At 58.1% G+C, this 26687-nt stretch carries 29 protein-coding genes, 2 tRNA genes and 1 pseudogene; 15 read left to right on the forward strand and 17 right to left on the reverse strand.

The window, feature by feature from the left end; translation table 11 throughout:
• Nucleotides 1-29 precede the first annotated feature (29 nt).
• On the forward strand, nucleotides 30-674 hold the full coding sequence (locus tag ACFVTJ_RS08965) for a dihydrofolate reductase family protein (protein ID WP_386906499.1): 645 nt from the start codon (nucleotides 30-32) through the stop codon (nucleotides 672-674).
• A gap of 223 nt (nucleotides 675-897) precedes the next feature.
• Here ACFVTJ_RS08965 and sseA read toward each other — a convergent pair whose 3' ends face one another.
• From sseA to ACFVTJ_RS08985, 4 genes are all read right to left on the reverse strand, one after another.
• Nucleotides 898-2319: a 3-mercaptopyruvate sulfurtransferase gene (gene sseA / locus ACFVTJ_RS08970; RefSeq protein ID WP_386906501.1), complete on the reverse strand. Its 1422-nt coding sequence runs from the start codon at nucleotides 2317-2319 to the stop codon at nucleotides 898-900.
• A 16-nt stretch (nucleotides 2320-2335) separates the two neighbouring features.
• Nucleotides 2336-3073, reverse strand: coding sequence for an alanyl-tRNA editing protein (locus ACFVTJ_RS08975; RefSeq protein WP_386906503.1), 738 nt, complete (start codon nucleotides 3071-3073; stop codon nucleotides 2336-2338).
• Nucleotides 3074-3085: 12 nt separating this feature from the next.
• On the reverse strand, nucleotides 3086-4123 hold the full coding sequence (locus ACFVTJ_RS08980; RefSeq protein WP_386906505.1) for a cysteine synthase A: 1038 nt from the start codon (nucleotides 4121-4123) through the stop codon (nucleotides 3086-3088).
• A gap of 122 nt (nucleotides 4124-4245) precedes the next feature.
• Nucleotides 4246-5685, reverse strand: a complete 1440-nt coding sequence (locus tag ACFVTJ_RS08985) for a cryptochrome/photolyase family protein (protein ID WP_386906506.1) — start codon at nucleotides 5683-5685, stop codon at nucleotides 4246-4248.
• 188 nt (nucleotides 5686-5873) lie between these two features.
• Between ACFVTJ_RS08985 and ACFVTJ_RS08990 the strand changes: the two genes are divergently transcribed.
• The 3 genes from ACFVTJ_RS08990 (at nucleotide 5874) to ACFVTJ_RS09000 (ending at nucleotide 7404) form a co-directional block, all read left to right on the forward strand.
• Nucleotides 5874-6155, forward strand: a complete 282-nt coding sequence (locus ACFVTJ_RS08990; protein WP_386906508.1) for a DUF982 domain-containing protein — start codon at nucleotides 5874-5876, stop codon at nucleotides 6153-6155.
• A 134-nt stretch (nucleotides 6156-6289) separates the two neighbouring features.
• Nucleotides 6290-6847, forward strand: coding sequence for a methylated-DNA--[protein]-cysteine S-methyltransferase (locus ACFVTJ_RS08995; protein WP_386906917.1), 558 nt, complete (start codon nucleotides 6290-6292; stop codon nucleotides 6845-6847).
• Nucleotides 6848-6960: 113 nt separating this feature from the next.
• A complete protein-coding gene (locus ACFVTJ_RS09000; protein ID WP_386906510.1) occupies nucleotides 6961-7404 on the forward strand; it encodes a TIGR02594 family protein in 444 nt (147 codons plus the stop codon).
• A 65-nt stretch (nucleotides 7405-7469) separates the two neighbouring features.
• On the opposite strand, the gene ACFVTJ_RS09005 is transcribed toward ACFVTJ_RS09000, so the two are convergent.
• Nucleotides 7470-7709 carry a hypothetical protein gene (locus tag ACFVTJ_RS09005; protein WP_386906512.1) on the reverse strand — a complete coding sequence of 80 codons (240 nt, stop codon included), beginning with the start codon at nucleotides 7707-7709 and terminating at the stop codon, nucleotides 7470-7472.
• Between the two features lie 171 nt (nucleotides 7710-7880).
• Here ACFVTJ_RS09005 and ACFVTJ_RS09010 point away from each other — a divergent pair, with 171 nt between their 5' ends.
• Nucleotides 7881-8285, forward strand: coding sequence for a DUF2934 domain-containing protein (locus tag ACFVTJ_RS09010; protein ID WP_386906513.1), 405 nt, complete (start codon nucleotides 7881-7883; stop codon nucleotides 8283-8285).
• Nucleotides 8286-8553: 268 nt separating this feature from the next.
• Here ACFVTJ_RS09010 and ACFVTJ_RS09015 read toward each other — a convergent pair whose 3' ends face one another.
• Both ACFVTJ_RS09015 and ACFVTJ_RS09020 read right to left on the reverse strand, forming a co-directional pair.
• The gene (locus ACFVTJ_RS09015; protein WP_386906515.1) at nucleotides 8554-8820 is read right to left on the reverse strand and encodes a hypothetical protein; all 267 of its coding nucleotides are present in this window, start codon (nucleotides 8818-8820) and stop codon (nucleotides 8554-8556) included.
• A 417-nt stretch (nucleotides 8821-9237) separates the two neighbouring features.
• Nucleotides 9238-9312, reverse strand: a tRNA-Asn gene (locus ACFVTJ_RS09020).
• A gap of 176 nt (nucleotides 9313-9488) precedes the next feature.
• Between ACFVTJ_RS09020 and ACFVTJ_RS09025 the strand changes: the two genes are divergently transcribed.
• Entirely contained in the window at nucleotides 9489-9764 is a 276-nt protein-coding gene (locus ACFVTJ_RS09025) for a hypothetical protein (RefSeq protein WP_386906517.1), read from the forward strand.
• A 5-nt stretch (nucleotides 9765-9769) separates the two neighbouring features.
• Here the strand turns inward: ACFVTJ_RS09025 and ACFVTJ_RS09030 are convergent, their stop codons facing one another.
• Complete coding sequence (locus ACFVTJ_RS09030; RefSeq protein ID WP_386906519.1) at nucleotides 9770-10414, reverse strand: exopolysaccharide biosynthesis protein; 645 nt, start codon at nucleotides 10412-10414, stop codon at nucleotides 9770-9772.
• 510 nt (nucleotides 10415-10924) lie between these two features.
• Between ACFVTJ_RS09030 and ACFVTJ_RS09035 the strand changes: the two genes are divergently transcribed.
• From ACFVTJ_RS09035 to ACFVTJ_RS09065, 7 genes and pseudogenes are all read left to right on the forward strand, one after another.
• Nucleotides 10925-11512 carry a YqaA family protein gene (locus tag ACFVTJ_RS09035; protein ID WP_386906521.1) on the forward strand — a complete coding sequence of 196 codons (588 nt, stop codon included), beginning with the start codon at nucleotides 10925-10927 and terminating at the stop codon, nucleotides 11510-11512.
• A 138-nt stretch (nucleotides 11513-11650) separates the two neighbouring features.
• Complete coding sequence (locus ACFVTJ_RS09040; RefSeq protein WP_386906919.1) at nucleotides 11651-12205, forward strand: dual specificity protein phosphatase family protein; 555 nt, start codon at nucleotides 11651-11653, stop codon at nucleotides 12203-12205.
• Between the two features lie 298 nt (nucleotides 12206-12503).
• Nucleotides 12504-13616: pseudogene (locus tag ACFVTJ_RS09045) on the forward strand (ABC transporter substrate-binding protein).
• 112 nt (nucleotides 13617-13728) lie between these two features.
• Nucleotides 13729-14781 carry a FecCD family ABC transporter permease gene (locus ACFVTJ_RS09050; RefSeq protein WP_386906523.1) on the forward strand — a complete coding sequence of 351 codons (1053 nt, stop codon included), beginning with the start codon at nucleotides 13729-13731 and terminating at the stop codon, nucleotides 14779-14781.
• Entirely contained in the window at nucleotides 14778-15599 is an 822-nt protein-coding gene (locus ACFVTJ_RS09055; RefSeq protein ID WP_386906525.1) for an ABC transporter ATP-binding protein, read from the forward strand. The genes ACFVTJ_RS09050 and ACFVTJ_RS09055 overlap by 4 nt, the downstream gene beginning before the upstream one ends.
• Complete coding sequence (locus ACFVTJ_RS09060) at nucleotides 15596-16051, forward strand: pseudoazurin (protein WP_386906527.1); 456 nt, start codon at nucleotides 15596-15598, stop codon at nucleotides 16049-16051. Before ACFVTJ_RS09055 ends, ACFVTJ_RS09060 begins: the two co-directional genes overlap by 4 nt.
• A gap of 72 nt (nucleotides 16052-16123) precedes the next feature.
• On the forward strand, nucleotides 16124-16621 hold the full coding sequence (locus ACFVTJ_RS09065) for a ferritin (RefSeq protein WP_386906529.1): 498 nt from the start codon (nucleotides 16124-16126) through the stop codon (nucleotides 16619-16621).
• Nucleotides 16622-16690: 69 nt separating this feature from the next.
• Here the strand turns inward: ACFVTJ_RS09065 and ACFVTJ_RS09070 are convergent, their stop codons facing one another.
• From ACFVTJ_RS09070 to ACFVTJ_RS09080, 3 genes are all read right to left on the reverse strand, one after another.
• Entirely contained in the window at nucleotides 16691-16894 is a 204-nt protein-coding gene (locus ACFVTJ_RS09070; RefSeq protein ID WP_386906531.1) for a hypothetical protein, read from the reverse strand.
• Between the two features lie 219 nt (nucleotides 16895-17113).
• Nucleotides 17114-17374 carry a hypothetical protein gene (locus ACFVTJ_RS09075; RefSeq protein ID WP_386906533.1) on the reverse strand — a complete coding sequence of 87 codons (261 nt, stop codon included), beginning with the start codon at nucleotides 17372-17374 and terminating at the stop codon, nucleotides 17114-17116.
• 137 nt (nucleotides 17375-17511) lie between these two features.
• Nucleotides 17512-17588 (reverse strand) — tRNA-Pro (locus tag ACFVTJ_RS09080).
• A gap of 227 nt (nucleotides 17589-17815) precedes the next feature.
• Here ACFVTJ_RS09080 and ACFVTJ_RS09085 point away from each other — a divergent pair.
• Nucleotides 17816-18352, forward strand: coding sequence for a DUF1269 domain-containing protein (locus tag ACFVTJ_RS09085; protein ID WP_386906535.1), 537 nt, complete (start codon nucleotides 17816-17818; stop codon nucleotides 18350-18352).
• Between the two features lie 65 nt (nucleotides 18353-18417).
• On the opposite strand, the gene ACFVTJ_RS09090 is transcribed toward ACFVTJ_RS09085, so the two are convergent.
• The 6 genes from ACFVTJ_RS09090 to uppC form a co-directional block, all read right to left on the reverse strand.
• Nucleotides 18418-19059, reverse strand: a complete 642-nt coding sequence (locus ACFVTJ_RS09090; protein ID WP_386906921.1) for a hypothetical protein — start codon at nucleotides 19057-19059, stop codon at nucleotides 18418-18420.
• A gap of 173 nt (nucleotides 19060-19232) precedes the next feature.
• Nucleotides 19233-19382 carry a hypothetical protein gene (locus ACFVTJ_RS09095; RefSeq protein WP_003496532.1) on the reverse strand — a complete coding sequence of 50 codons (150 nt, stop codon included), beginning with the start codon at nucleotides 19380-19382 and terminating at the stop codon, nucleotides 19233-19235.
• 77 nt (nucleotides 19383-19459) lie between these two features.
• The gene (gene uppF / locus ACFVTJ_RS09100) at nucleotides 19460-20701 is read right to left on the reverse strand and encodes a polysaccharide biosynthesis O-antigen ligase family protein UppF (protein ID WP_386906538.1); all 1242 of its coding nucleotides are present in this window, start codon (nucleotides 20699-20701) and stop codon (nucleotides 19460-19462) included.
• Nucleotides 20698-22251, reverse strand: a complete 1554-nt coding sequence (gene uppE, locus ACFVTJ_RS09105) for a polysaccharide biosynthesis glycosyltransferase UppE (protein ID WP_386906540.1) — start codon at nucleotides 22249-22251, stop codon at nucleotides 20698-20700. The genes uppF and uppE overlap by 4 nt, the downstream gene beginning before the upstream one ends.
• Before the next feature lie 221 nt (nucleotides 22252-22472).
• Nucleotides 22473-23615: a polysaccharide biosynthesis type 4 glycosyltransferase UppD gene (gene uppD, locus ACFVTJ_RS09110; protein WP_386906542.1), complete on the reverse strand. Its 1143-nt coding sequence runs from the start codon at nucleotides 23613-23615 to the stop codon at nucleotides 22473-22475.
• A gap of 16 nt (nucleotides 23616-23631) precedes the next feature.
• Nucleotides 23632-24204, reverse strand: coding sequence for a polysaccharide export protein UppC (uppC, locus tag ACFVTJ_RS09115; protein ID WP_386906544.1), 573 nt, complete (start codon nucleotides 24202-24204; stop codon nucleotides 23632-23634).
• Between the two features lie 210 nt (nucleotides 24205-24414).
• Here uppC and uppB point away from each other — a divergent pair, with 210 nt between their 5' ends.
• The gene (uppB, locus tag ACFVTJ_RS09120) at nucleotides 24415-26679 is read left to right on the forward strand and encodes a polysaccharide biosynthesis protein UppB (protein ID WP_386906546.1); all 2265 of its coding nucleotides are present in this window, start codon (nucleotides 24415-24417) and stop codon (nucleotides 26677-26679) included.
• Nucleotides 26680-26687 lie beyond the last annotated feature (8 nt).

Here is a 26687-nt window from a genome sequence, read left to right on the forward strand (position 1 = left end):
GCTGGCCATCCTTGACGGAGGAGAATGCCATGCCAAAGGTCGTTGTTCGCAATTTTGCTATTTCCCTTGATGGATATGGCGCTGGCCCGGACCAGAGTCTGCAGAACCCGTTGGGCGTCAAAGGTGAAGAGCTGCACCAATGGGCATTCAAGACCCGCACCTTTCACCGTATGTTCGGCAAGGAGGGTGGCTCGACTGGGACGGACGAGAACTTCTCCGAAAAGAGTTTCGAAAACATCGGCGCCTGGGTTTTAGGGCGCAACATGTTCGGCCCCGTGCGCGGTGCATGGCCGGATGAATGCTGGAAGGGCTGGTGGGGCGAAGAGCCGCCCTATCATGTCCCGGTTTTCGTCCTGACCCACCATGCGCGTCCTTCTTTCACCATGAAAGGCGGCACCGAGTTCCATTTCGTGACCGATGGCATCGAATCCGCCCTAGATCAGGCACTCACGGCGGCTGATGGCAAGGATGTCCGCATTGGCGGCGGCGTTTCCACCATCCGGCAATATATGGCGGCCGGCATGATTGATGAACTGCATCTGGCCCTTGCACCGGTGTTTCTCGGCAAGGGGGAGCTGCTTTTCGAAGGTCTGGATTTGCCGGCACTTGGCTATAGCGCCACCCGAACGGTGGCGGGTGAGGGCGCTACGCATCTGATCATCGACAGGGTGTGAAGGCTGCTCACCGGCTGTACTGCCGAGGCTCCCCCACCCTCATTCCTGTGCTCGTCACAGGAATCCAGCCGACGCGCGTCTGCGCGGCGAAAAGACTCTTCTCAGCCCAAGGACTTGGGCTGACTGGATTCCTGTGACGAGCACAGGAATGAGGGTAATTGAGCAGGCACGCCACTATGGTCGGGCATGTACGTTATGTACGGTACGTACGGCCAGCCAACCCTCAGTTACGCAGCGAAATTTCCAGAAGCTCCGTATCGGTGAGCGGCTCCACCCAGGCCTCATAAGTGCCGACGGGCGAGAAGCCCATCATCTGGTAAAGCTGCAATGCGCGCGGATGGTCGAGCGTGTTGGTCGTCACCGTCACCCGTTGCGGGTTATCCTGCCAGGCCGCGTAAAGCGCCTGCAGAAGGAACCATTTGCCAACGCCCGCGCCAATCGCCTCTTCGAGCAGCCCGAAATAGGACAGCTCGGTCACTTCGTCGCTTGCCTTGTGCAGTTCGAAGAAACCGGCGGGTGCGCCGTTCATATAGAGAACCGTGACGCTGTTTTTCGGATCGCGCAGGACGGAGGAAAGCTCCGCATCGCTCATGCGCATGCGCTTCTGCCAATGCCAGCGTTTGCCCACCCGCCAGTAGAGGTAGCGGTAGAAGTGCAGGGGAATATTATTGACCCGCATCAGCGCCGTCTGGATGTTGATCGGGATCGGCAGGCTGACCTTTGGTGGTGCGGTCATTTCCAGCTGCGTCACATGCGCCTTTAGTGGGCCATGAGAAATGACCGGCAGCGGATCGGCAGCGCCGGTCACAACAGGCGTATCTTCAAGTCCGCCCCATTCCGACCAGGAACCGTCATAGAGCGAATTATCCTGATGGCCGAGTGATTCCAGCGCCAGCGTAATGACGGCGGCGGTGACGCCCGAGCCGCAGCTCGTCACCACGGGCTTGCCAAGATCGATGCCGGCATCGGTGACCATCTTGCGGATGGCGGTCAGATCCTTGAAGTGGCCGCTTTCGGAAAAGGCCGTCGCAGGCAGGCTGCGCGCGCCGGGCATGTGGCCGGAGCGCATGCCGGCACGCGGCTCGGCCTCGTCGCCGGTAAAGCGTCCGGCGCCACGGGCATCGGCGATCTGCTTTCCACCGCTATCGACGATACCGCGCATGCTAGACAGCGAGGTCACGCGCTTCTCGTTGAAATCGGGTGTGAAGGTGGCGGGTTCGATCTCCGGCGTGCCGGTTTCTAGCGGTCGGCCTTCGCGTTTCCAGCCGTCGAGGCCGCCATCCAGCACATAGGCCTTGCGCACGCCCATCACCCGCAGCATCCACCACACACGCGGCGCGGAAAAGAAACCGGGGCCGTCATAGACCACGATCGTATCGGTATCGCTGAGGCCGAGCTTGCCGGCCTCCTCGGCAAAAAATTCCGGCGAGGGCAGGGAATGCGGCAGGCCGGTGGTGTGATCGGCGATCTTGTCCTGATCGAAGAACACGGCGCCGGGCAGATGGCCAGCGGCATATTCCTCCGCGCCATTGCGCTTGTGCGCCGGCAGATACCAGGAGGCATCAACGACACGAAACCCCGATGTGCCGAGTTGTTTTTCCACCCAGTCAGCCGAAACGACGAAACGGCTCTTATCCGTGCTCACGATGTCTCTCCCGATTTCAGGCAACAGTTTCAGGCGCGCCGAAACGAATGCGGAACCGCCTGTTCTCCTTGCCCTTCTTTTCTATCTTGGCAATGTGAATATCGCCCACTTCCTGCGTTTCGGAAACATGGGTGCCGCCGCAGGGCTGGCTATCGATGCTAGAATTCTCGCCGATGCAGACGAGGCTGACCCGGCCCAGACCCATCGGCGGGCGCACATTCTTGGATTTGACGATGCCCGGATTGGCAGCCAGCTCCTCGTCGGTAATCCATTGCAGGAAGACGGGGTGGTTGGCTTTCACCAGTTCCATCAGCTTTGCCGTGACTTCGTCCTTGTCGATGGTCTCGGACATGTCGAAATCAACACGCGATTCGTCCTCGCCGACCGCCGCACCCGTGATCGGCCACTGGCAGACGACGGAGAGAAGATGGCAGGCCGTGTGCATGCGCATCAGCTTGTAGCGGCGCGGCCAGTCCACATGCAGGGTCAGCTTTTCGCCGATCTCGGGGGAAGGCTGACCTTCGAGCGGCACGTGGACGATGACGCTCTTGTCGGCACCGTTTTTGGTGATGCCAAGTTCGATGCGAGAGCCATCGGCCCGTTCGAGAAAGCCGCTATCTCCCGGCTGGCCGCCGGAAGTCGCATAAAAGCAGGTCTGATCAAGCTCTATGCCGCCATCCTCATGCACCGCCGTGACGATCGCTTCTGCGGTAGAAAGATAAAAATCGTCACGGAACAGGGCATTCACAGGCATTTCGGCATGTCCTTAAACGGTTTCGTACGGAACCGGAATCTCGCTCTTGGTTGCCAGCCACTGCGGCACGGGAAGACCCTTGGATCGCAGAAAATCCGGATTGAACAGCTTCGACTGATAACGATTACCGTAGTCGCACAGTATCGTCACGATTGTATGCCCCGGACCGAGGTCGCGGGCAAGGCGGATTGCACCAGCGATGTTGATGCCGGACGAGCCGCCGAGGCAAAGGCCTTCCTTGGTGACGAGATCGAAGAGAATGGGCAGGGCTTCCGCATCGGGTATGCGATAGGAGAAGTCGGGGGTGAAGCCTTCCAGATTGGCTGTGATGCGGCCCTGGCCGATGCCTTCTGTGATGGAAGAACCCTCGGATTTCAAGACGCCATGCTCGTAAAATTCGTAGAGGGCGGCACCATCCGGATCGGCAAGGCCGATCTTGATATCAGGATTGAAATCGCGCAGGCCATCGGCCACGCCCGCCAGCGTTCCGCCGGAACCGACCGAGCAGATGAAACCATCGACCTTGCCGTCCGTCTGGTCCCAGATTTCCGGCGCGGTGGTTTCGATATGGGCCTGACGGTTGGCGATATTGTCGAACTGGTTGGCCCAGATCGCGCCATTCTCATCGGTCGCGGCAAGCTGTTTTGCCAGCCGGCCGGAAACCTTCACGTAATTGTTCGGGTTGGAATAGGGAGCGGCCGGAACCTCGACCAGCTTGGCGCCGAGAAGCTTCAGGGCATCCTTCTTTTCCTGGCTCTGCGTCTCGGGAATGACGATGACCGTCTTGTAGCCCAATGCATTGGCGACGAGCGACAGGCCGATGCCGGTATTGCCCGCCGTGCCTTCCACGATGGTGCCGCCTGGGCGCAGCTGTCCGCGCCGTTCAGCGTCGCGGATGATGTAGAGCGCGGCGCGATCTTTCACCGACTGGCCGGGATTGAGGAATTCCGCCTTGCCGAGGATTTCACACCCCGTCGCTTCAGAGGCAGCCTTCAGACGAATGAGCGGCGTGTTGCCGATAGCACTGAGCGCAGAGGGATGAATGGTCATGATCGAGCCTTCTTGTCTGAGCGGAAATTAGGTGCCGTTATGTCCCGTTACAACCGCTTCAAGGCAAGAAATTATCTTCCTGGCTTTAGCTTAGCCACGCAAAATTTTGCCGATACCCAGTTTTATGTGTTCTTCTTGATGTGGGAATAGGCGGCAAGGGCTCTTTCCCGGCCCTTCGAGTGGTCGACTATCGGCAAAGGATAGGTCTTGCCAAGCTCGATGCCAGCTTTCTTGAGCACATCTTTTGGTGCCTCAAATGGCTTGTGAATGTATCTCGTCTCGAGTTTTTCGAGCTCGGGCACGAAGCGGCGGACGTACTCTCCGTCGCTATCGAATTTTTCGCCCTGAAGGATGGGATTGAAGACACGGAAGAACGGTGATGCATCCGCGCCCGAGCCGGCCACCCATTGCCAGTTTGCGGCGTTGGAGGCAGGGTCGGCATCAACCAGCGTATCGCGGAACCACTTTTCGCCTTTCCGCCAGTCGATCAACAGGTGCTTGATGAGGAAGGACGCCACAATCATCCGCACGCGATTGTGCATCACGCCGTGTTTCCACAGTTGCCGCATGCCGGCATCCACGATCGGGTAGCCCGTCATGCCGCGCGCCCAAGCCTTGAAGGACGCTTCATCATCACGCCAAGCAAAGGCATCGAAACTGTCGTTCCAGTTCTTTTCATCGAGTTCCGGGAAGTGGAACAGCAGATGGTAGCAAAATTCCCGCCAGACGATTTCCTTGCGAAAACGGCTGATATCGTTCGAGGCGATGTGGCGGGAAAGCCCTTTCGTGGCGTGCCAAACCGTGGCAGGCGATATTTCCCCAAGCGCCAGATGCGGTGAGAGCAGCGAGGTGGCGTCCTTCGCCGGGAAGTCCCTGCCTTCTTCATAACCCTTTAAGGCGCCATCGATGAAATCGTCGAGTTTTTTTCGCGCCGCCTTCTCCCCAGGTGTCCAGATGTCGCCGAAGTGTTTGGCCCAGTCGGGTTTGGTCGGCAAAAGCTTCCAGTCGGAAAGCGTCTGCGACTGTGGCCAGGTCTTGGGCGCCTTCAGGCTCTTCGGCGCATACGCCGGCGCGTGCGGTTCATCCCCGCCTTCGATCGCGCGCCAGAAGGGCGTATAGACGCGGTAAGGGCCGCCGGACTTCGTCTTCAGCCGGGAAGGCTCATGCAGGAGATGGCCGGAAAAACTACGGACTGTCAGCCCTTCGTCCCGCAGCTTCTGTTTCAGCGCCTTATCCTCGGCGATGCCATCTGGATCATATCGTCTGTTCCAGAATACGGCATCGGCGCTGGTCGTTGATATCACGTCGCGAAGAACCGTCTCCGCTTTGCCGCTGGCGAGAATGAGGCGGCTACCCTTTTTCTCGAGCGCGGCGCCAAGTTCCGTCAGAGAATGATGCAGCCACCATTCCTGCGCACCGCCGAGTGCTCCACCTGTTTTTTCATGAATATACAGTGGGATGACGGGACCGCCGTGCTCAAGTGCGGCGAGCACGGCAAGATTGTCGGAGAGGCGAAGATCCTTACGGAACCAGATGATAACGGCGGCGGTTTTGCTTGACATAAGAGGTCCCGGTTCACTTCCGCTTGAACGAGTGTTGAACCGCTTTGTTCCGCAAATCGGCTACAATGGGAAGATGGGGCACACGGTTTTTCGAGGGTTATTTTTTCGCTCTTGAAACCGCAAGTGAAGGGAACCAACTGGAGGAGCCGGCGTTTGTCGCGGGTTAATAGAGCATGGAAGTGCAATCAATGTTGCTGAATGATGTTAAGTGGGAAAAGCCCGTTACCATATCCCTTGAAAACGGTGCTCCCCGGATTTTCAACGGCGTTTACGAAGCCTTCGATTTTCTCCAGCACGAATGGCCTGAGCGCGGCGACAAGGTGCATGAACAGGCGTTGCGCCTGTGCCGCGCCTCGCTGATGGGCGACGTGGCGGGTGAAATTGCCCGCACCGCCTTTGTCGCGGCCAGCCGGCAGGCGCATTGCCTGATGGAGGATAAGGCGGAGGCTCCGGACACCATAGCATCCTGAGCGTATTTCACGACTGATGCACTGGAAGGCCACCCAATACATCGGGTGGCCTTCTTTTTTGGCGATCAGGAAACGGGTTGTTTCGGACGCAGGATATGGCGTCGTGTGCGCCCGAAAGCGGATGTATGAATGCGATGACCACCCATTACGGCTATATTGTTTTTCCCACAGCGCTCGGCCATTGCGGCCTCGCCTGGGCCGGGCGTGGCATCGCGCGTCTGCAATTGCCCGGTAGTGATGCGGGCGAAACCGAAAGGCTTCTCCTGAGACGCCTGCCGTCAGCCACCATTGCCGTGCCGGAAACAAGCACCCGTGAGGTGATCGCAATGACCACCCGGTATTTCAGTGGCGAAGCGATTGATTTTACCGCCGTGGAGCTCGATCTGGCCGGGCAGGAACGCTTCTTTCTCAATGTCTACGCGGTCGCGCGGAATATTGGCTGGCGCCGCACGACGACCTATGGCGGCATCGTGAAAGACCTCGGCCTTGGTATGGAAAAAGCGCGCGATGTCGGGCAGGCCATGGCGAAAAATCCGGTGCCGCTCATCATTCCCTGTCACCGTGTTCTGGCGGCCGGCGGCCGGCTGGGCGGCTTTTCCGCGCCGGGCGGAACCACCACCAAATTGCGCATGCTGGATCTCGAAAATGCCGGCCGCAGCCGCGCCGATGAGGCGCAGGGCAGCCTGTTTTGAAGCAATGACAGATCAGTGCGCATGAATAGGCGTCTGATTTCTGCCCATTTCTCGTCAAATTGTCGCTAAATTGTCACAATACACGGGCGCCCTCTAACATAAGGGCGAGACGTTTGAGAGTATCCGCGTTAATTCTATCCGTAGCCTTGGCTTTTACAGTTGTAGCACCGGCCTCCGCTGGCATGCTGAACCAGGCAGAAAAATACACCGGACTGCATGAGTCCAAGAATAATAAGAGCCTCAAGAACATTCTTGGTGCAAACCCGCGCAGCACCCCGTGGTGCGGGCTTTTCCTGCATGCGGTCGCCAGCAAGGCCGGCCGGCAGTCTCCCAAATCCTTTGGATTTGCGAAATCATGGACATCTTTCGGTTACGCCGTTCCGGTCAGCCAGGCCAAACCCGGCGATGTCGTCGTCATTCGTAATGGTCGTGGTTATCATGCCGGCATTCTGAAAAGCATGAGCGGCAAGACGGCGCAGATCCTCGGCGGCAACCAGTCCGGCCGAGTGCAGGTTTCCAATTTCAATCGCAAGGCAATCGTTTCTGTCCGCCGCTAATGGCGGCACAGGACCTTATTTCTGATAAAGGCGGGCATTGACCCGCCTTATTCATTTCAGGACGCCTATGGCTGCTCCCTGACGCCCGGTGCCGCCTCGCGCTGGTCGTCGTCCTCAAGGTCCGTGGCGACGATGAAAGCGTCCTCGTGCTGCCGGGCAGCCTGCCGGCGGGCGCGCAGGCTCATCGATTCATCCGGATAAATTTCGCCATCCTTGGCTTTCAGTTCACTGTCCGTCTCGAAGCGCGCCACGTCCTCATCGCGGATGTCGAGCGGTTCGGATTTCGGTTTTTGCGGGTTGGTCATGAAACTGTCTCCTGCGGGTTTCTGCAGGACAAACGATCCGCGGTCGACGGCGGTTCCCTTTCACGCGGAAATGCTCGTTCATTATGGGTCTTTTGCGGAACAAACTCTGGCCTTTTCTGTTTTTTCAGTGGCACAATCGAAACCGGTGCAACAGGAAGAGGGAGGTCCGTTATGAGCCATGACCGCGAAGCCGAAATCCGTGAAAAAGCGCGCGCTATATGGGAGAGGGAAGGAAGACCCGACGGGCATCATGAAAGGCATTGGATCGAGGCAGAGCGGGAACTTTCCGCAGATGCGGAAGCGGCAAAGCCCAAAAGCGGAAATGGCGTGAAGAAAGCCGCTGCTGCCAAGGCTTCGTCAGCGAAGGCGCCTGCAAAGAAGGCGCCAGCGCAAAAGGGAGCCTCGGCAAAAGCCAAATCCCCGGCGGTAAAGTCGCTCGAGAAGGAACAGAAATCCGCGGACAAGGGCACGGAAGACGAGCTGACCGAGAGCCTTGAGGAGAGCTTCCCCGCAAGTGATCCGCCAGCCTTGACCAACGCTGCGAAAGCGACGAAACGAGCCGTCAAAAAACGCTGATCGTCTGACGGCGGGACAGCTGCTCAGACAAAAACAACTTTGAGCCGCGCGGGGCGAAGTGCAGCTGCATTTCGCTCTTTGCCATATGGTCCGAGAGATATGGCGCCACGTTTGGTGTCATGAGACAGGACGTCCAGTCATGTGCCTATCGCAGGATCGCCAAGGTGAGGACAGCGCCAGCAACCGGCTATCGAGCAATGCTCTGCCGGAAATCACATCGGATCGCCCGGCCAGTCGTTTCGACAGGCCAGGCGTAACATTGCTGCCGTTAACGGACGATCACCCCATACATCTGACCGCCATAGGACGGACGCGGACGGTAGCGATAATCCCCGCGCCAGTCCCGGCGATCGCGCCATTCCCTGTGGTGTCGCCAGTCTCGGCGGTCGTAGTCGCGATAGTACCTGTCCCGATCATAAGAACGATAATAGACGCCAGACGAGTAGTATCCACCAGTCCGATATCCACCGTCATCGACACATCCGCTGAGGATGCCAACTGACACGAGGCAGATTGCTGCGGTTAGAAGCTTCATGATCACGTCTCCCAATGAGCGACTTTAACGCGCCCTTATCTGCTCGGTTCCATAGCTCTGAGAGTGGGACTGTCGTGCTGCACCGCGGCTGAACAAATTGACCGCCGCGAAGGCGGAACACGGCACCGTGACCGTAATCATCCCAGCAGCAATTATTGCGGAGCAGACGAAAGCGGCGACGTCACCGGAAATCTGTCTCGGCCTGTTAGATGCTGCGTAATGAATCTTCCACCACCTGTTTTGAAACATCTTTCGACTTCATCCGTTTTCCCGTGTGCAAACGAAATGCAGTCAGAAAATATCGGAGATAGCAGCAACAGGAGTGATGATCAGCGCCGTCTTGCGAGTATGTGCCGCGTAAGAAGATTATTGCGATGGGATATCAGCGGTATGTTACTTTTCTTATTTGCAGAAAAGTGGCTCCCCGGGCCGGATTCGAACCGGCGACCTGTCGATTAACAGTCGAATGCTCTACCGCTGAGCTACCAGGGAACGTGCACCGCTTGGCGCGGTGTGAGCGGGGTAATACAAATGCTTTTCCGATTTGCCAAGCGCTTTTTTCAAAAAAAACGCATTCCTCTTGTTTTATCTCGCCGGAGTCCCGATTTTCCGGGCTTATCGGCACTGAAAAAATTATCCACAGGCCAGATGTAAAAGGGCAGCAGGGAATGAAATTCGGTATCGACCACAAAACGCATCGTCTCCATGTCGGAAAATGGAGCCTTGCCATGCCACGGTCGCGCGTCGGCAGGATCGCGACCGGTTCCGCTCTGGTGGTTGGCGGAACACTTGGGTTTTTGCCCGTTCTCGGTTTCTGGATGATTCCGCTCGGTCTCGTCGTGCTCTCGCATGATTTACCCGCAGTGCGCCGCAGACGGCGGCGGCTGGCGGTGTGGTGGGCGTCGCGGCAGAACCGCCGCGAGACCCGCAACAGGGACCGCTGAAGGGCCTAGCCGCCAATGGAGCTGCTGATGCCCTGTCCGGCCCAGAAGGCGGCATAGGCGAGGACGGTGAAATAGATCGTTGTCAGTCCAAGAAACAGATAACCGCCAAGCACGGTGACGCCATCCCGCTGGATCATGCCGGCGGAAAGAAGCAGGATTGCAACGCCCGGCAATGTGTTGGAAAACGGAATGAAGCCAAGCGGCATCATCAGCAGCACGCCCGCCGTCATCAGGGCAAGCCCGTTTATCCGGTTGGCGATGATGCCCGTCGTCAGGGCTGGAATTCGCGGACGGATATAACCATCGAGCCTGGAGACGATGGCGACGCCTTTCTGCAGGGCAGGAACGAGCTTTGCCGTTTCCATCTGGCGGTCGAGGATTTTTGCGGGGAGCCATGGCAGGCGGTTTAGCGTGATTGCCAGGCTTACAAGGATGATAGCCGCGCCAAAGACGGTGCTCACGCCCGGAATGGAAACCGGAATGAGAAAGGGCAGGGACGCGATCGCGCAGATAAGCAAAAGGCCCTGTTCGCCGATCGCTTCCATTAACTCGCGCAACGTGATCGTCTGGCCCTGCAGTTTTCCTATCAGTTTTTCAAGCGTCGTGCTGAGCTTTTCAGACGTATCAGTGAATGCGAATTCGTTCGTCATGCAGCTTCCCGGGAGTTGTTTTACCTCCGGGGTTGATAACATTCATCCGGCCAGATGCCTATCACCGATAGAAATAGGGCCTTCACATTTGGTCGAGTGATCCTGGTAAGATCAGTGCGAAACCCAGCTGCTGTAAGCGCCTGCGAGAAGCACCACCAGCAGAATGACAAGTATGACCGGATTGATTGATGTAACGAAGCTTACATATTCCACAATAACTTCCTCCTCATTCCTCCACCTCTTATTCTACAGCAAAAGAGCGAGTTAATCTACCAAGGGATGAAATTTCGCATTGCAGCAACCTGGTTCGGTGGAGGCGGGAAATGCTTGGTTTTATGATTTTTTGCGATGCAAAAATAAATCTTCCTACATTTGCCATTCTGTTGCGTTGTCTCTAATCCTCGTCGGGAAGCCGGTCGCACGGCCCGTGGTCTGCCATCGGCAGGCCGCATGAAGCACCACCGATATGCCTGCACGCCCTTCGCAACATTCTTTCCCGGGGACACGGAAATGCTGAAAAACATCTATGCCTGGACGATGGCGCTCGCCGCGCGCAAAACCGCCGTATGGTGGCTGGCGATCGTCGCTTTCGTGGAAAGCTCGGTTTTCGTCGTGCCTGCGGACGTTCTTTTCCTGCCAATGGTGCTGGCCAAGCCGAAAAAGGCGATGTTTTATGCGTTCGTGGCAACCGTCGCTTCTGTTCTCGGCGGCATTGCCGGCTGGTTTCTCGGCCACTATGCCTTTGAAAGCATCGCTCGGCCCATTCTCGAATTCTACGGCAAGCTCGACAGCTTCGAGCAATTGAAAAACTCGGTGAATTACGAAACCATCGTTCTGCTGCTGGTAACGTCAGGGCTTGCGCATCTGCCGCCGATCAAGGTCGTGACGATCCTCTCCGGCGCCGCCAATATCAGCCTCGGCCTGTTCATTCTCTCCGCCATCGTCGCGCGCGGCGCGCGGTTTTTCATCCTCGCCGGATTGCTGCAGAGATATGGGGAATCGGTGCGCTACTTCATTGAAAAACGTCTCGGCGCCATAACAGCCGCAGCTGCCGCCGCCCTCATCGCGATCTATGCGGTTTACGTTTTCGTGCGTTGATCAGGCGCTGGTTTTCTACTCTCACAATACTGTCGCAGAACTTTCAGCCTACTGTCAGAATCCAACTGTATCGGTTCCTTGTTCAATCAGGGAAACCGTTCAGTCATGCGCAAATTTTGGAAGTGCTCGCTTTGGGGCATGGGTTTTGTTGTCCTTGCGACAGGCGGTTATCTCTACGCCATTCAACTCCTCGGCAATTTTCACGAAGTTGTTCCGGGCCAGTTTTTCCGCTCCAACCAGCCGAGCGTTGAGCAGCTGGTTCGTTATACCGAGGATCACGGAATAAAGACCGTGATCAATCTGCGCGGTTCCAACGAATCGGAGGAGTGGTATCGCGACGAGCTGGACACGTCGAAGAAGCTCGGCTTGAACCACATCGATTTCGGCATGTCAGCCAGCCGGGAACTGGACATGAATCAGGTCAACCAGCTGGTTGCCATCATGCGCGATGCGCCCAAACCCATTCTCATCCATTGCAAGTCTGGCGCGGACCGTACGGGTCTGGCGACGGCCCTTTATCTCGCACGGGTTGCCCGCCTGAGCGAAAAGGAAGCGGAGAGCCAACTCTCCATCCGCTATGGACATGTCAGCATTCCCTATCTTTCGGCAGCTTACGCAATGGACCGGACATGGGAAAATGCGGAAAAAATGCCGATCGTCGACGACTTCACCATTGCCTCCAACGAGTTCTGAAGTCGGCTCAGGCGCATTTCCCACAGGGCAGCACTTTCATAATCTGAATGGGATCTTGCGTCCTGTCTCGATGACGAAGGTCATCGAGACAGGACGCACCCCCCACAGATCGCGGCCGGCTGAAGGCGCGGCGGCGCAGCACCTATTGCCGCCGCCCAGCGCAATATTTCCGGCGTGCATTTTACCGGAAATGACAATTTTCATTTGTATATTAGCAGCTTATGTGATCTTGCGATTTAAGTTGACTCATTGTCTCACCTTTTATACAGCGGCATTGTTTCAACTTCTGGATCGCATCATGACCCGCAAAACATTTATCGGCGGCCTTGCCGCATCGTTGTTATCCGTTTTCTTTATCGCACCTTCCGCCACCGCCGCAGAGAAGACCATCACCGACGTCATCGGACGCGAGGTGAAGGTTGATCTTCCTGCAAAACGCGTCGTGCTCGGTTTCTATTTCGAGGACTACATGGCGGTCGGTGGCGAAAAGGCCTATGATTCCGTCGTTGGCATTTCTCGCGAAGCGTGGGAAGGCTGGGTTCCCGCCAACTGGAAAATGCATCTCGCTCACCGCGCCTCGCTTGCGGATATTGCCGATGTCGGCGAAGTCGAAGCCCAGACCTTCTCGGTCGAAAAAGTTCTGAGCCTCAATCCCGATCTAGTGATCCTGGCGGATTGGTAATACAAGGCGCTCGGTCTCGATGCCGACCGTCTGGAAGAAGAGGGCATTCCCGTCGTTGTCGTCGACTACAACGCCCAGACGGTCGAGCGCCACGTCGCCTCCACCCGGCTTTTCGGCGAACTCACCGGACAGCAGCAGCGCGGCAAGGAAATTGCCGAATTCTACGCCGGTTCTCTGAAGGATGTCGCCGAACGGGTGGCGAAATCCGGTCAGCCGAAACCGAAGGTCTATGTCGAATTCGGCAATAAGGGACCGGCCGAATATTCCTTCACCTATGGCAAGAACATGTGGGGCGCCATGTCCACCGCCGCTGGCGGCGACAATATCGCAGCACCCTTCGTTGAGTGGTGGGGACCGATCAATCCCGAGCAGGTTCTGGCTTCGAAGCCCGACGCCATCTTCATTTCCGGCCGTGAAAACAACAAGAACCCCGCGGCGCTGGCGATGGGGCAGGCGGTGAAGGCAGCGGATGCCCGCGAAAAGCTCAATGCCTTCGAAACCCGTCAGGGCTGGAGTGAATTGCCAGCCATCAAGAACGGGCAGCTGTTCGGTGTCTATCAGGGCGCGTCGCGCACGCTCTCCGATTTCGCCATGGTGCAATATATCGCCAAGCAGCTTTATCCCGAGCAGTTCAAGGATGTCGATCCGATCGCGAACTATCTCGGCTATTACAGGAAGTACTTGCCAGTCACGCCTGAAGGCACCTTTGCCATCGCCGTCAAGGATTGATGGTTCTGTGGCCGGCGGCGGAAAAGCATATTTGCTTGCCGCTGGAGGTTAAATTCCGCGGACGCCACTGCACGGCGTCCGTTTTTCATCGTCTTTTTCAAACAGGTTTTCCATGACAATTGCCGCCCGCAATGCCGAAGCCATCGGTACGCACCGGCTGCGTGAACGTCGTCGCTGGCGCGTCGTCTTGGTCTTTTTCGTGCTGATGGCGGTAAGCCTCGTTCTCGATATCGCCACCGGTCCCTCGCTGCTGTCGCCCGCTGAAGTGGTGAAGTCGCTGACCGGCCTTGGCGAACGGGCGACGATGACCGATTCCATCGTGCGCGGCCTTCGCCTGCCCATGGCGCTGATGGCGCTTGCCGTCGGAGCGGCGCTCGGCGCCGGCGGCGCGCAGATGCAGACCTTGCTGAATAATCCCATGGCGAGCCCCTATACGCTCGGCATGGCGGCTGCGGCGGGCTTTGGCGCCGCGCTGGTGCTTTCGCTCGGCGGTCTCGGGCTGGATGCCATGATTGCCGTTCCGCTCGGCGCTTTCGTATTTTCCATGCTCGCCGCGCTTTTCCTTTTCATGCTGGCCTCCATGCGTCAGATGACGGCCGAAACCATCATTCTCGGCGGCATCGCACTTCTTTTTCTGTTTCAGTCGCTGCTGTCGCTCATCCAGTTCCTGTCCTCGCCGGAACTGTCGCAGCAGATTCTTTTCTGGCTGTTCGGCAGCCTGACCAAGGCGACTTGGCCAACGCTTGGTTTGACAGCCGCCGTCACCGCCTTCTGCTGCGCCATGCTAATGGCGGATTGCTGGAAACTGACGGCGCTGAGGATGGGGGAAATGCGGGCAGCCAGCCTCGGCATCAATGTCCGCCGGCTGCGCATGAAGGTTCTCATCATCGTCGCCATCATGACAGCGACGGCCACGAGTTTTGTCGGGGTCATCGGTTTCATCGGGCTGGTCGCACCGCATATCGCCCGTATGACGGTGGGCGAGGATCAGCGCTTCTTTTTGCCCATGTCGGTACTGAGCGGCGCGCTGATGCTTTCGGCAGCCTCGATTCTCTCCAAATCGATCATTCCTGGCGCTCTGTTCCCGGTCGGCATCGTCACCGCCATTGTCGGCGTGCCGTTTCTCCTGTGGCTGATTTTCGCTGCGAAGAGGCGCGGCCGATGATGGTTCTGGATAATATTTCCATCGAACGGGGCGGGCAGGTAATTGTGGGAGACCTCTCGGCACGCCTGGAATCCGGGCAAATCCACGCCGTCATCGGCCCAAACGGAACGGGCAAGACGACGCTTCTCAGAGCGATCTTCGGCGACCTGCCGCTCGCCGCCGGCGCGATCAGCCTCGGCGATCGTCGCCTTCAGGCCGGGGAAAGGGCAGGGCGGCACAGAAGGGACTGGCGGGATCGCTTCGCCTATATGCCGCAGGACACGGCCGCCGATATAGCGCTCAGTGTGCTGGAGGTGGTGGCGCTCGGCCGCTTCGGCCGGCTTTCGCTTCATATCGACGACGAAACGCTCGATCTGGCGATGACACGCCTGCATCAGGCCGGAATAGCCCATCTGGCGGGCAGGGAGATCGCCTCGCTCAGCGGCGGGCAACGGCAGATGGCGCTTTTTGCGCAGGTTCTGATGCGTGAGCCGCAGGCGATGCTGCTCGATGAGCCGGTCAGCGCGCTGGACCTCAAGCATCAGGTGGCGCTTCTCAATCTGGTGCGGCAGGAAACCTGCGCTAATGGCCGGGTGACGCTTGTTGTGCTGCATGATCTCAACCTGGCCTGCCAATATGCCGACAACCTGCTGGTGATTTCGGATGGCGTGCTGAAGGCGACTGGCGCACCGGGCGATATCGTCACGCCGAAGCTCATTTCCGAGACCTATGGCGTTGCCGTGGAGGTGTTGCGCGACCGGCGCGGCAATCCCGTCATCCAGCCGGCGGGCGACCCGCCGCTCGAACATTTCAAAACCCTTGAAGGAATAATTGCATGAAACGATTTTTGATGACGCTTGCCACGGCTTTGGCCGTAATCCTGCCCGCCACGCCATCCCTTTCCTTAGAACACAAGATCCTGATGCTCAATTACGGCAAGGAGGGCGGCATGGTGTTCGAGCCTTCCTATGTGAAGGCGGAGCCGGGCGACACCATTACCTTCGTGCCGCAAAATTCCAGCCACTATGTGCAGTCCTATGCGGTTCCGGAAGGCGTTAGCCCCTGGAAAAGCAAGCTCGATGAGGCTTTCACCGTCACCGTCGAGAAGGAGGGTGTCTATCTCTATTATTGCCCGCCGCATCTGATGATGGCGATGATCGGTATCATTCAGGTCGGCAAGCCCGTCAATCTCGAAGCCGTCAGACAAAAGGCCGAGAAGCTGCGGCCCAAGCTCGTCATGAAGAGCGAAAGGCTGGAGGCGGGGCTGGGGCAGGTGACGCCCGCACAATAACGCCCCGCCTTTCAGGCCGCACCAATCCGCACCGCAAACCCGCTTCTTCAACCCGAAACCAAGGATGAAACCATGGCAAACAAAGTGATCGAAACGACGTTGAACGATCTCCTCAATGGCGAGCTGCGCGCCCATCACGCCTATCTTCAGGCGGCCGCATGGGCGGCGGAACGCAATCTCGACGGTTGCTATAAATTCCTGCTCGGCCACGCGGCGGAAGAGCTGGAGCACATGCACCGCATCTTCGGCTTTCTGAACGATCTTGGCGCACGCGTCACCTTTTCCGAACTGCCGACGCCGCAGGTCACGGCAAACGACATCAAGGGGCTGTTCACCATCGTGACGGAGCACGAGTCCCGCGTCACCGCCGCCATCAACGCGGCAGTCGATCTTGCCCACGTGGAAAAAGACCACGCCACAACCTCATTCCTGCAATGGTTCGTGGATGAGCAGCATGAGGAAGACAGCCTTTGCCGCACCATACTAGGCAAGATTGAGCTGATCGGCGACGGCCCCAATGCGCTTTACCTGATCGACCGCGAAATCGGTCAGCTGGCGGACAAGGGCTGATTGCTGCGCCAGTTTTCTTGCGCTCCACAAGCTGCATCGAATACGGCTTGTGGAGTGGAAGCCGTCGGCTCAATCGCGTCCGATATCCGGCGTCCATCCGCGCGTGTATCCCTTTCCCATGATGGCGACCGCCAGGGAAAGCTGTTCCTGCAAATGCTCGATTTCGCCGAGAAGGGCTTCGACAGCCGCTTTTGCGTCGCCATCGTGACATTGGATAACGTATCCCGCGATGTCGTCAGGCCTGATGGGGATGATTTTTTCAGCGTCGGACATATTGGGTGACCTCTCTTTTGTTCACTAAATGTTCTAATTTTAGCAGAGAGTCAACAAGGCAATATACGCCGCCGCTCGACGGTCGGCCACGTTCAGATCGAGTTTATGTTTTAGGGAATTTAGCCCGAGAGCGTCCAGGCAAAAAACAGCCCGTGGAGCCAATGGCCGGAGCGGGAATCAAGCCGAGGGCCGCCAGGTTTGGTGCCGCCGAGCCGCCGGTCAATGAACCGATGGATCCTCGCCGTCCAGAAAGCTGCGAATTCCGTCTTTCTCGCAGGTGGCCAGAAATTCTTCCCAGGCGTCCTTGTCGGTCGCGAAAGGCTCGTCCCAGGTGGTGACGTCGTCGTGTTCGCTGATAACCTCGAGTGTCCAGTCTTGCTGGGTGCCTGCGGGCCGATAAATATCAACGAGAACGGTGATGCCCTCGTCCTCAAACTCGCCCGCGAATTCGGAGTGTTCTATTTTTGGTTTTTTTGCCATCTCAGCACACCTGATTATCAAAGCCTGGAAAAACGCACACCCGAAATGGGTCTTTTAATCCGCGCATGGCGCCAGCTACAGATAGCTGAAACAAATATAGCCAGCTCTGGGGGAACTGGCTATCTATCTGATTTTAATGGTCGGAGCGGCGGGATTCGAACCCACGACCCCTTGACCCCCAGTCAAGTGCGCTACCGGGCTGCGCTACGCTCCGAACCTGAAAGCCGTTTATATATAAGCCTGTTAGGGCGCAAGTGGAAAATGGTCTTTTCATAAAAAAAGGAACAAAGGGTGTGGATGGCGGGGAGGGCTGAAAAGGGCAACAGGCCCCTTGGCTGAGCCGCCGTCAAACGCATGACATATCCTCTTTCCATCATGGCCGGAACAAGCCGCCTTCTTCGGCGTTCAATCGCAGCGGAATTGAAACTCAGGGAGACAACCATGTCCGAACTCGTCGTTGTTGGTTTTGACGGAACGGAAGAGGCCGATCGGGTCCTTCTGAAGCTTGCAGGTCTGAAAAAGGAATATCTTGTCGATCTGGAGGATGCCGTGGTCGTCGTCCGTGATGAGGATGGCAAGGTGCATCTGAAGCAGAGTGTCAATCTGACGGCTATCGGCGCAAGTTCCGGTTTCCTGTCCGGCGGTCTGTGGGGTGGTCTTGTGGGTCTGCTGTTCCTCAATCCGCTGGCGGGCTTTGCCATTGGTGGAGCGATTGGCGCTGGAACGGGTGCGCTGGCGGGGTCGCTCACGGATTTTGGCATCGATGACGATTTCATCAAGTCGCTGGGTGAGACTATTCCCAATGGCTCTTCGGCACTCTTCGTGCTGATCCGCAAGGTGCAGCCGGAAAAGGTGCTGGCGGAACTGGACGGCCTGCGCGGGCGTGTCATCAAGACCTCGCTGTCGCCGGAGCAGGAAGCACAGCTGCAAAAGGCCCTCTCCGGCGGAGGCGAGCCTGCTGCCGCGCCAGCCGCCTAAACGATAGCAGCGCTGCGGCATGGTTCGTGCCGCAGCAACCCAACCGGCGACATCGCAGCCGTGGATTAGACGGTAAGGCTGCCGTCTTTCGCCTGCGGCCAGGTGAGATAATAATAGCGGCTGCCGACGCTGCCGAAAAACGCATTGTCACCGGAAATGGTGTCGACATAAGCACCGCTGGCGCCCTTCATATAGGCCGAGCCGTCGCGTTTCAAATGTTCCTTCAGAAAGTCGCTCCAGCCCGTCATGGTGATCTGCGTCGAAGGCTTAGAGGTGGCTTTTGTATCGGATGCCACATCCCAGGCCTTGATTTGTGCGCCTTCCGAGGGATCGGAGACGGTGAGCGTGCCGGTCTTCAAGGCCTCCAGCATGGCGTTGGCCTGCGATGCCTTGTCTGGATCCTTGCTCAGCGCCTCCAGCATCTCCTTCAGCCCTTTCATGAAATCGGCTTTGGTGATGTCGCCTGAGGAAGGCTGCGTATCCGTACCGTCGGTCTGGGTGTCCTCGTCGGATGTCTGGCCATATTGCGCCAGAAGCTGCGTCAGCCTGGTATTGGTGGAAGAGGAACTATCGAGCCCATAGGAGCCGAGGAGAGCCGCCCGCGTGGAAGATGATTGCGTGGCGGAGTTGTCTTCCTGTTCCTTGATGGCCTTGAGGGCCAGTCTGGTGGCGGTGAGGCGGGTGGAAAGGTCAATGGAGGAGACCATAGCGCAAACTGTTTCCATCATCGGGCGATACGCGTCATTCGTACCGGACCGGCTCGGCGGCGATCAATCCCGCCTTTCGTCTCCTTTCATAAGAAGACCGGGTACATCCAGGCCAGCTTTCGGCTTGGGATACACCCGGTCTTAATGGTCGGACTTTGCGCGACGCTTGCGGATCAGTTTTCCTGAACGGAGACGCCGTTCGGGCCGATATTCATCTCGATACCCTTGGGCTTGCTTTCCTCGTGCCAGACATAGGCTCCAAGGCCGACAAGAACCACCAGAAGCGCGCCAATGATGAGATAGAGATTGTTGGTCTGCGTCATAAGATGTCTCCCCGTTTGACAATCAGAATCGGGGGCTAAACGCATGAAATGGTGTAAGGTTCCGTAAGGGTAGGTCTTTACGCGGTGCGTGCGCGCCGCCGCAGGCTTTCGCGTTTTTCCAGCGCCATGCAGCCCCACAATATGCCGAGCAGCAGGAAGAAATGCCGCCAGTGGTCGGTATCGATAACGGCGCCGATCATCACATGTCCAACGAAGGTCACCCAGGAAATGATCAGGAAAGACTGCCAGGGACGTGGCCGCAGCAGATGTCTGAAACCGGCGGCAATCGTCCAGCAGATGAGGGTAAGATAAATGACGAAACCAAACCACCCATGCGTGGTCAGGCTTTTCAGCCAGATATTATGTTCGGCTGCGGGAAAGATATTGTCGAACACCATCGGTCCAATGCCGAGCGGATGTTCCATGGCGAGCAGGAAGCCAAGATAGTGGCGCGCAAAACGCCCAAGATGCCCACCATCATAAGATTGCACCGCAGAGGCGCGGCTAAGGAACAGATCGGCCACCTGTTTGAACTGCAGCGCGATGATAACAGCCGCGACCATGAGGCCCGCGGCGACTAGAAACAAGACGAGTATCTTCAGACGAAAGGCGGCCGTTCGTTCCTTCAGCAGCATGACGAAAACGAGGAGAATGGTGGCGAACAGAAACAGGCCCCAGGCCGCGCGCGAGAATGACAGAAAAATGCCGAGCGACAGGATGAGCAGCCCGACGATCCGTAAAGGCGCATGCATCGCCTTGCCGGTGAGGAGGCCGTAGATCAGATAAAGCGAGGGTGTCACCAGGAAGGGACCGAAGACGTTCGGGTCCTGAAATGCGCCCTTGGCGCGATCATAGAGGGTAAAGACCTCGAAACCCGGAATAGCATGGAAATATCCGATGATGCCGAGCAGTGAGGTGATGAGCGCTGCGGCGAGCCAGGCGCGGAAAATCAACAATAGCCGCTGATATTTGTCTTCAACGATTGCCGCATAAAATACCGAGGTCAGCGCCAGAAAGGTCGAGACGGCGAGATAAAGCGGTCCTTCGTCCAGATCGGCCATGGTGGTGAGCGAAAGATAACCGCCGACGTTGAAGGCAAGCAGCAGACATAAAAGCAGGACGACAGTGCGCGAAAGGCGAAGGCCGAGCAGGAACCACAAGGCCACCTGTCCCACCATCATCAATTCGTAAGGCGCCGGTTCGGAAATCACGAAACCGGAGAGGAACACGCCAAACGCGATGAAGAACGCGCCGATGATCCGCATGGTGGCCAAAGGTGCATCAAAATCCGCCGCGTGCTGGTAACCGGTGTGGGTCAATAGGCGTTTTCCGATTTGAGCAGCCGGATCGGCGTGAGGAACAGGATCTTCAAATCGAGAAACAGCGACCAGTTCTCGATGTAATAGAGATCATATTCGGTCCGGAACTTGATCTTGTCGCCGTGGTCGATCTCGCCGCGCCAGCCGTTGATCTGCGCCCAGCCGGTGACGCCGGGCTTGACCTTGTGGCGTGCGAAATAATGCTCCACCACCTCGGTATATTTCAGGTCGCCGGTCTGGGCATGGACGGCATGCGGGCGCGGCCCGACGAGGGAGAGATCGCCATAGAGAACGTTGAACAACTGCGGCAGCTCGTCCATAGAGGATTTGCGCAGGAAACGGCCGACCGGTGTGACGCGCGGATCGTTTTTCGTCACCGCCTTTTTAGCTGTGGGATCGCTGAGTTCCGTATACATGGAACGGAACTTCCAGACGTTGATCGTTTCATTGTTGAAGCCGTGGCGCTTCTGCTTGAAAAGGACCGGGCCTTTGGAGGTCGCCTTCACGGCAATTCCCGCAGCCAGCATCACCGGCCAGAAAAGAGCGATCCCAAGAAGGCTGAAGGTGATGTCGAACAGCCGTTTCGCCACCGAATCCCAGTCGCGGATCGGCTTGTCGAACACATCCAGCATCGGCACATTGCCGACATGGGAATAGGCGCGCGGGCGGAAACGCAATTTATTGGCATGGGCAGCGATGCGGATATCGACCGGCAGCACCCACAGCTTGCGCAGAAGCTGGAGAATGCGCGCTTCCGCGCTGAGCGGCAGAGCGATGATCAGCATGTCGAGCTTCGTCAGGCGGGCAAATTCCACCAGCTCCGCAAAGGTGCCGAGCTTCGGATAACCGGCGACGACCTCGGGAGACCGATCGCCTTTCCGGTCGTCGAAAATGCCGCAGATGCGGATATCATTGTCGGACTGCTGCTCCAGCGAACGGATCAGGTCCCTTGCGGCATCGCCGCCGCCGACGATGACGGCGCGGCGTTCCATGACGCCGTTGCGGCCCCAGTGGCGAATGGCAAAGCCGAGGATCAGCCGTCCGGCGAAAATCGCGATCGCCCCCGTTGCATACCAGATGGCGAAAGCCTGCCAGGAATGCAGCGTTTCGGGAAAGAAAATGAGAAGGAAGCAGGCAATTCCCACGAAGGAGAGACAGACGGCGCCCTGAATGCGGGCGAACATTTTCATTGGTGTGCGCAACGTCGGCAACTGATAGCAATCACCCGCCTGCAGCAGGAAGACGCTGAGTGCCGCACCCAGCACGCCGCCGCTGAAAGCCTTTAGAAAGATTTCAAGGCCGCGATCGGCTGCAATACCGTTGACGATGGCAGCTATGACCACGAGCATCGTGAATTCGAGCAGCCGCAACTGCCCGATCACCATGTTGGGCGAATGATTGCCGCCGCGAAGCTGGTTGGCGATCTGCCGTGCGAGCGGATTGAGAACGACGGTTTCGGATGCCGCAGCCCCTCCGGATTCGTAGTCGGAGAGTTTCTTGCGCAATGACGCCAGATCGAATTGCTGTCTGTCCTTGTCAGTCTTGGTCATTGCTTTGGTCCGCACCATCAAGCGCATCTGGCCGAAAGTCGTATTCGATTTTCCACCGGACGATACGCAACTTCAAAGTGGTAGAGCCTCCCAATCAGCCTGGATGGACGCAAGGGCCTCTACGAGCTGGAAACTAGCCGAAACATGCTAAGAAACGTTTATGATGAGTTTCTACAGGACGGCTGGAATATACAATTAAAAATCGTGTTTTTAAAATGGGTTTAGGTCGTTAGCAGGTCACGATAGAGTTTCATCATCTCATCGGCCATGACTGGGGTTGAAAATTTCGCCTTGAAACTGTCGGGGCGGGGCATGACCCGTTGCGCCCAGTCGGCATCCTCCGCATCCTTGACCATGACGCGCGCCAGGGCATCGGCGTCGCCGGCCGGGACAAGCGCCTCGCTATCCTCTCCAAGAACTTCGGGAATGCCGCCGACATGCGAGGCGATGACGGTTTTGCCCGCCGCCAGCGCTTCCAGAACGATATAGGGCATGGCTTCGGCGCGCGAGGGCACCACCACCGTGGTGGCGAGTTCGAAGGCCTGTCTGGCGGGCATGGCGGCATGCATGGAAATCCTCCGGGAAAGCCCGGCCGTGTCGATCATCGCCGCATATTTGTCCCTGTCTGGTCCATCGCCGACGATGACGCCGGACATGGGCTGGCCGATGCTGCGTTCCATTTTCGCGAAGGCCCTGATGAAGACATCGGGTCCCTTGAGGTCGCGCAGCATGCCGATATAGAGAAAACGGGCAGCGCCTTTGCGGGGAGGGACGATTTGGAATTCGCTTTCCTGGACGCCGTTATAGATCATCGCGGTGCGCGTGCGCGGCTTGCCGACCTTGGCTTCGTAAGTCGCCTGCTCGAAATTGCAGACGAAACAGAGCGCATCGGTGAAATGCTCCTGAAACCGCTCCAGCCGCAGGAAGAACTGCCCCTTCAGGCTGTTTCGGGCATAATGCAGGCTGCCGCCATGCGGTGAATAGAGGCGGGCTACGCGATACCTGTTCGCCCGCAGGAGTGAGCCGATCAGCCGGGCAAGAGCGCCACCCTTGGCGCTGTGCCCGTGCAGAATGTCCGGCCGCAAACTTTTAATGTGCTTGTAGGATCTCCACAGCGCCATGAGGTCGCCGGGGTTGATCGACCGCCGGATGGGCAGGCGGGTGAGACCAAGCTCCAGCATCGGCGTGATCTGCGCGAAAAGCCGCTCTTCATGCGCTCCGCCGGTGGAGCTGTCGCAGACGATGCCGACTTTGTGGCCCTGCTTGACATGTTCCTCGATCAGATCGCGCACATGGCGGAAAACGCCGCCCACGGGTGAGCGGAAACAATGAATGATGCGCAGGGGAGGGCCGTCATCCGACACGTTCACCGCTCCGTTTTCAGAAGAAGCGTTCGCGTACATAGACGGTATCGCCCGCCAGAATGGGGGCAGATATCCCGATCCGACCGGTCATCACCTCGGTATTGATCTTGCGGGTAATGTCCACGTCAGCCTGGTTGGCGCGCGGGGTAAAGCCGCCAGCGATGGCAATGGCGTTTTGCGCCGTCATGCCCGGTACATAGGAATATTGACCGGGACGACTGACTTCACCCATGATGAAAACGGGACGATAACGGTCGATTTCGATGGTCACGTCGGGATCGCGCAGATAGCCCTGCCGTAGCTTCGCGGCGATGGCGGCTTCGAGCTGCGGCAACGTCTTGCCACGCGCGGGAACCTGGCCGACAAGCGGGAAGGCGATGTAGCCGGCCTGATCGACGGTATAGGTATTGGTCAGCCCAGCCTGTTCGAAAACATTGATACGCAGCCTGTCGCCACTATCGACGTGATAGGGTTGCAGCGCGGCCTCATTAAATGAGCGCGGTGCGGGTTGATATGCCGCGCAACCGGAAAGGGCCGTTAAAACGGCAAGCGTCAGTGCGGTGACATGTCGTGATCCGGCGAGCGGCATCTCATCTGGCTCCGAGTCGATCTTTGACCATTATTATCGTTCTGTTAGGGTTAATGGCCGGTAAACGTCTGACGCGAGCGATGGCAATATCGGTTTTATTTTAGCGGATTCTCCGAGATTAACGGTTGTGTTACCGGCAAGACTTAAACTTCGCGAAAATTGGCCATCTATATTTGAGCGCCCGAGGTTTGTCTCGGTTACGGAGTTCGCATGAACGGCGATCGCATTGACGACAGGGATGTGGATATCGATCTTGCGCAGCTTGTTGCAGCCATATGGCGGCGCAGGGGGCGGATCGCGGCTATCACGCTTCTCGCCGGTGGCTGCGCCTTCGTGATCGCCAGCATGATGTCACCAGCCTACAAGGGTGAGGCGCGCGTGCTAATCGAGTCACGAGCCGCCTCCTTCGGCGCGTCTCAGCAGTCCAATGCGCCCGCCGAACCCGTGCTTGATGAATTGACCGTTTCCAGCCAGGTCCAGATCCTGCAATCGGTCGACCTCATCAAGCAGGTGGCGAAGGACATGAAGCTTTATGAGCTTGATGAGTTCGATCCGGAAGCCCATCCTTCCTTTGTCTCGAAGTTGCTTGTCGCTGTTGGCCTCAAGAAAGATCCGCTGCAGGTCCTGCCCGAGGAGCGGGTGCTGACGGCCTTCCGGGAGAAGTTGCAGGTCTATCAGGTCGAAAGCTCGCGCGTCATCACGGTCGAATTCTCCTCAAAGGATCCGAAGCTCGCCGCCGCCATCCCCAATGCGATGATGAAGGCCTATATTGCGCTGCAAAGCGGCGCGAAGCTGGATACCAGCACGGAAGCGGCACGCTGGCTGGAGCCGGAAATCGCCAATCTGCGCGAAAAGGTGCGTGACGCCGACAGGAAGGTCGCGGACTACCGCGCCTCCTCCGATCTTCTTTCGGCCGGGCAGGGCGAAACGCTTGCCACCCGCCAGCTCAGCGATATTTCCACCGAACTTGGCCGTATCCGTGGCGAGCGCGCCAATGCGGAAGCGCGGGCCGAAGGTGTGCGCAATGCTCTGGCAAGAGGCCGCGCGCTCGATACCTTCCCCGATGTCGTCGCCTCCCCGACGATCCAGAGGCTGAAGGAAAACGAAACGACGATCCGCAGCCAGATTTCCGATCTGACCTCTTCGTTGCTGGAAGGACATCCGCGCATCCGAGCGCTGCGCAACCAGCTGACCGGCATCGAGCGGCAGATTCAGGAAGAGACCCGCAAGGTGCTCGCAAGCCTTGAAAACGAGGCGAATGTGTCGCGCCTGCGCGAGCAGCAACTCGTCCAGCAGTTAAACGTTCTGAAATCGGAAAGCGTGCGCGCCGGCGAACAGCAGGTGGGCCTCAACGATCTTGAGCGCGAGGCTTCGGCCCAGCGCCAGCTTCTCGAGACCTATCTCGCCCGTTACCGTGAAGCGACGTCGCGTGCAGGTTCGGTGGATTCCACGCCGGCCGATGCGCGTGTCATTTCGGCGGCCGTGGAACCGCGTGAACCCTATTTCCCGAAAACCGGCGCTATTACCATCGTCGTGACGCTCGCAGCTTTTCTGCTGTCCTGCATCGTCGTCATGCTGGTGGAACTGTTCACCGGCCGGGCTCTGAAGCCAGTTGGTCGCAGCCAGATTCCGCCGCTCTCCGATCCGCCACCGCCGGCACGCGCGCGGGTCGAGGCGGATGAGGCCGCGGACGTGCCGGAACAGCCCGTTGCCGAGCGTCACGAGACAATCCAGCCTGCCTCCCAGGCCATTCCCGTCGCGGCGCACCACGCGATCACCGAGGAGCAGCGGCAGATACCCGTCGCGACCATGGCATCGATACCGGCCTTGCCAGAGGAAGATGTTCCTGTCGCGCAAGAGGTGACTGCAGAAGAGGACGTCGAGACGGCAGATGATTTTTCGATCGATGCCGTTGCGGGCTTCCTTACCACGCGGCTTGCCAAGCCGGTCGCCGCCGTCGTGTCGCCGGCCGGTGATAGCGGTTCGACCTCAACCGTGATGCTGGCGCGCGCTTTGTCCGAAATGGGCCGGTCGGTCGTTCTTGTCGACATGACGGCATCCGGCTGTCCAACGCGTCTGATGGCGCCAGAGGCCGGGCTTCCCGGTGTCATGGACCTTCTGGCCGGTGCAGCCGCCTTTGGTGAAACCATTCACGGAGACCGGCTATCTGACGCCCATATCGTGCCGCGCGGTAACGCCCAGCCGCGTGAAGCCATGCGCGCCATAGACCGCCTGACAATGATCCTCGGCGCATTGTCCGACGCCTACGATACGGTTCTCGTTGAATGCGGTGCGGTGCAGATTGCAAGTCTTGAAAAAATGCTGCGCAATCTGCCGGCGGAAATCATTGTTTCCGTTCCCGGACAGGATGGCGAGATGCTGGAAAAGACGCTCGGTGACCTGGTGGCTCAGGGTTATGAGCAGGCCCTGCCGATGACCGGCATGCGCAAGCCGGATCATCTGAGCGCCGCCTGAGGGGCCGC

The organism is Agrobacterium sp. NPDC058088, from assembly GCF_042885035.1.
Classification (GTDB): Bacteria; Pseudomonadota; Alphaproteobacteria; order Rhizobiales; family Rhizobiaceae; genus Agrobacterium.

Bases quoted from the DNA above. Each gene is read 5' to 3' on its own strand.
- ACFVTJ_RS09040 (WP_386906919.1), top strand. From the start codon at position 11,651: ATGGGTTTTGTTGTCCTTGCGACAGGCGGTTATCTCTACGCCATTCAA.
- ACFVTJ_RS09025 (WP_386906517.1), top strand. From the start codon at position 9,489: ATGAAATTCGGTATCGACCACAAAACGCATCGTCTCCATGTCGGAAAA.
- ACFVTJ_RS09090 (WP_386906921.1), bottom strand. From the start codon at position 19,059: ATGGTCTCCTCCATTGACCTTTCCACCCGCCTCACCGCCACCAGACTG.
- ACFVTJ_RS09095 (WP_003496532.1), bottom strand. From the start codon at position 19,382: ATGACGCAGACCAACAATCTCTATCTCATCATTGGCGCGCTTCTGGTG.
- uppB (WP_386906546.1), top strand. From the start codon at position 24,415: ATGAACGGCGATCGCATTGACGACAGGGATGTGGATATCGATCTTGCG.
- ACFVTJ_RS09070 (WP_386906531.1), bottom strand. From the start codon at position 16,894: ATGTCCGACGCTGAAAAAATCATCCCCATCAGGCCTGACGACATCGCG.
- ACFVTJ_RS08995 (WP_386906917.1), top strand. From the start codon at position 6,290: ATGACCACCCATTACGGCTATATTGTTTTTCCCACAGCGCTCGGCCAT.
- ACFVTJ_RS09050 (WP_386906523.1), top strand. From the start codon at position 13,729: ATGACAATTGCCGCCCGCAATGCCGAAGCCATCGGTACGCACCGGCTG.
- ACFVTJ_RS08975 (WP_386906503.1), bottom strand. From the start codon at position 3,073: ATGCCTGTGAATGCCCTGTTCCGTGACGATTTTTATCTTTCTACCGCA.
- ACFVTJ_RS09060 (WP_386906527.1), top strand. From the start codon at position 15,596: ATGAAACGATTTTTGATGACGCTTGCCACGGCTTTGGCCGTAATCCTG.
- ACFVTJ_RS09055 (WP_386906525.1), top strand. From the start codon at position 14,778: ATGATGGTTCTGGATAATATTTCCATCGAACGGGGCGGGCAGGTAATT.
- ACFVTJ_RS09005 (WP_386906512.1), bottom strand. From the start codon at position 7,709: ATGACCAACCCGCAAAAACCGAAATCCGAACCGCTCGACATCCGCGAT.
- ACFVTJ_RS09035 (WP_386906521.1), top strand. From the start codon at position 10,925: ATGCTGAAAAACATCTATGCCTGGACGATGGCGCTCGCCGCGCGCAAA.
- ACFVTJ_RS08985 (WP_386906506.1), bottom strand. From the start codon at position 5,685: ATGTCAAGCAAAACCGCCGCCGTTATCATCTGGTTCCGTAAGGATCTT.
- ACFVTJ_RS08965 (WP_386906499.1), top strand. From the start codon at position 30: ATGCCAAAGGTCGTTGTTCGCAATTTTGCTATTTCCCTTGATGGATAT.
- ACFVTJ_RS09010 (WP_386906513.1), top strand. From the start codon at position 7,881: ATGAGCCATGACCGCGAAGCCGAAATCCGTGAAAAAGCGCGCGCTATA.
- ACFVTJ_RS09030 (WP_386906519.1), bottom strand. From the start codon at position 10,414: ATGACGAACGAATTCGCATTCACTGATACGTCTGAAAAGCTCAGCACG.
- ACFVTJ_RS09065 (WP_386906529.1), top strand. From the start codon at position 16,124: ATGGCAAACAAAGTGATCGAAACGACGTTGAACGATCTCCTCAATGGC.
- uppE (WP_386906540.1), bottom strand. From the start codon at position 22,251: ATGACCAAGACTGACAAGGACAGACAGCAATTCGATCTGGCGTCATTG.
- ACFVTJ_RS08990 (WP_386906508.1), top strand. From the start codon at position 5,874: ATGTTGCTGAATGATGTTAAGTGGGAAAAGCCCGTTACCATATCCCTT.
- ACFVTJ_RS09075 (WP_386906533.1), bottom strand. From the start codon at position 17,374: ATGGCAAAAAAACCAAAAATAGAACACTCCGAATTCGCGGGCGAGTTT.
- ACFVTJ_RS08980 (WP_386906505.1), bottom strand. From the start codon at position 4,123: ATGACCATTCATCCCTCTGCGCTCAGTGCTATCGGCAACACGCCGCTC.
- ACFVTJ_RS09085 (WP_386906535.1), top strand. From the start codon at position 17,816: ATGTCCGAACTCGTCGTTGTTGGTTTTGACGGAACGGAAGAGGCCGAT.
- ACFVTJ_RS09015 (WP_386906515.1), bottom strand. From the start codon at position 8,820: ATGAAGCTTCTAACCGCAGCAATCTGCCTCGTGTCAGTTGGCATCCTC.
- uppC (WP_386906544.1), bottom strand. From the start codon at position 24,204: ATGCCGCTCGCCGGATCACGACATGTCACCGCACTGACGCTTGCCGTT.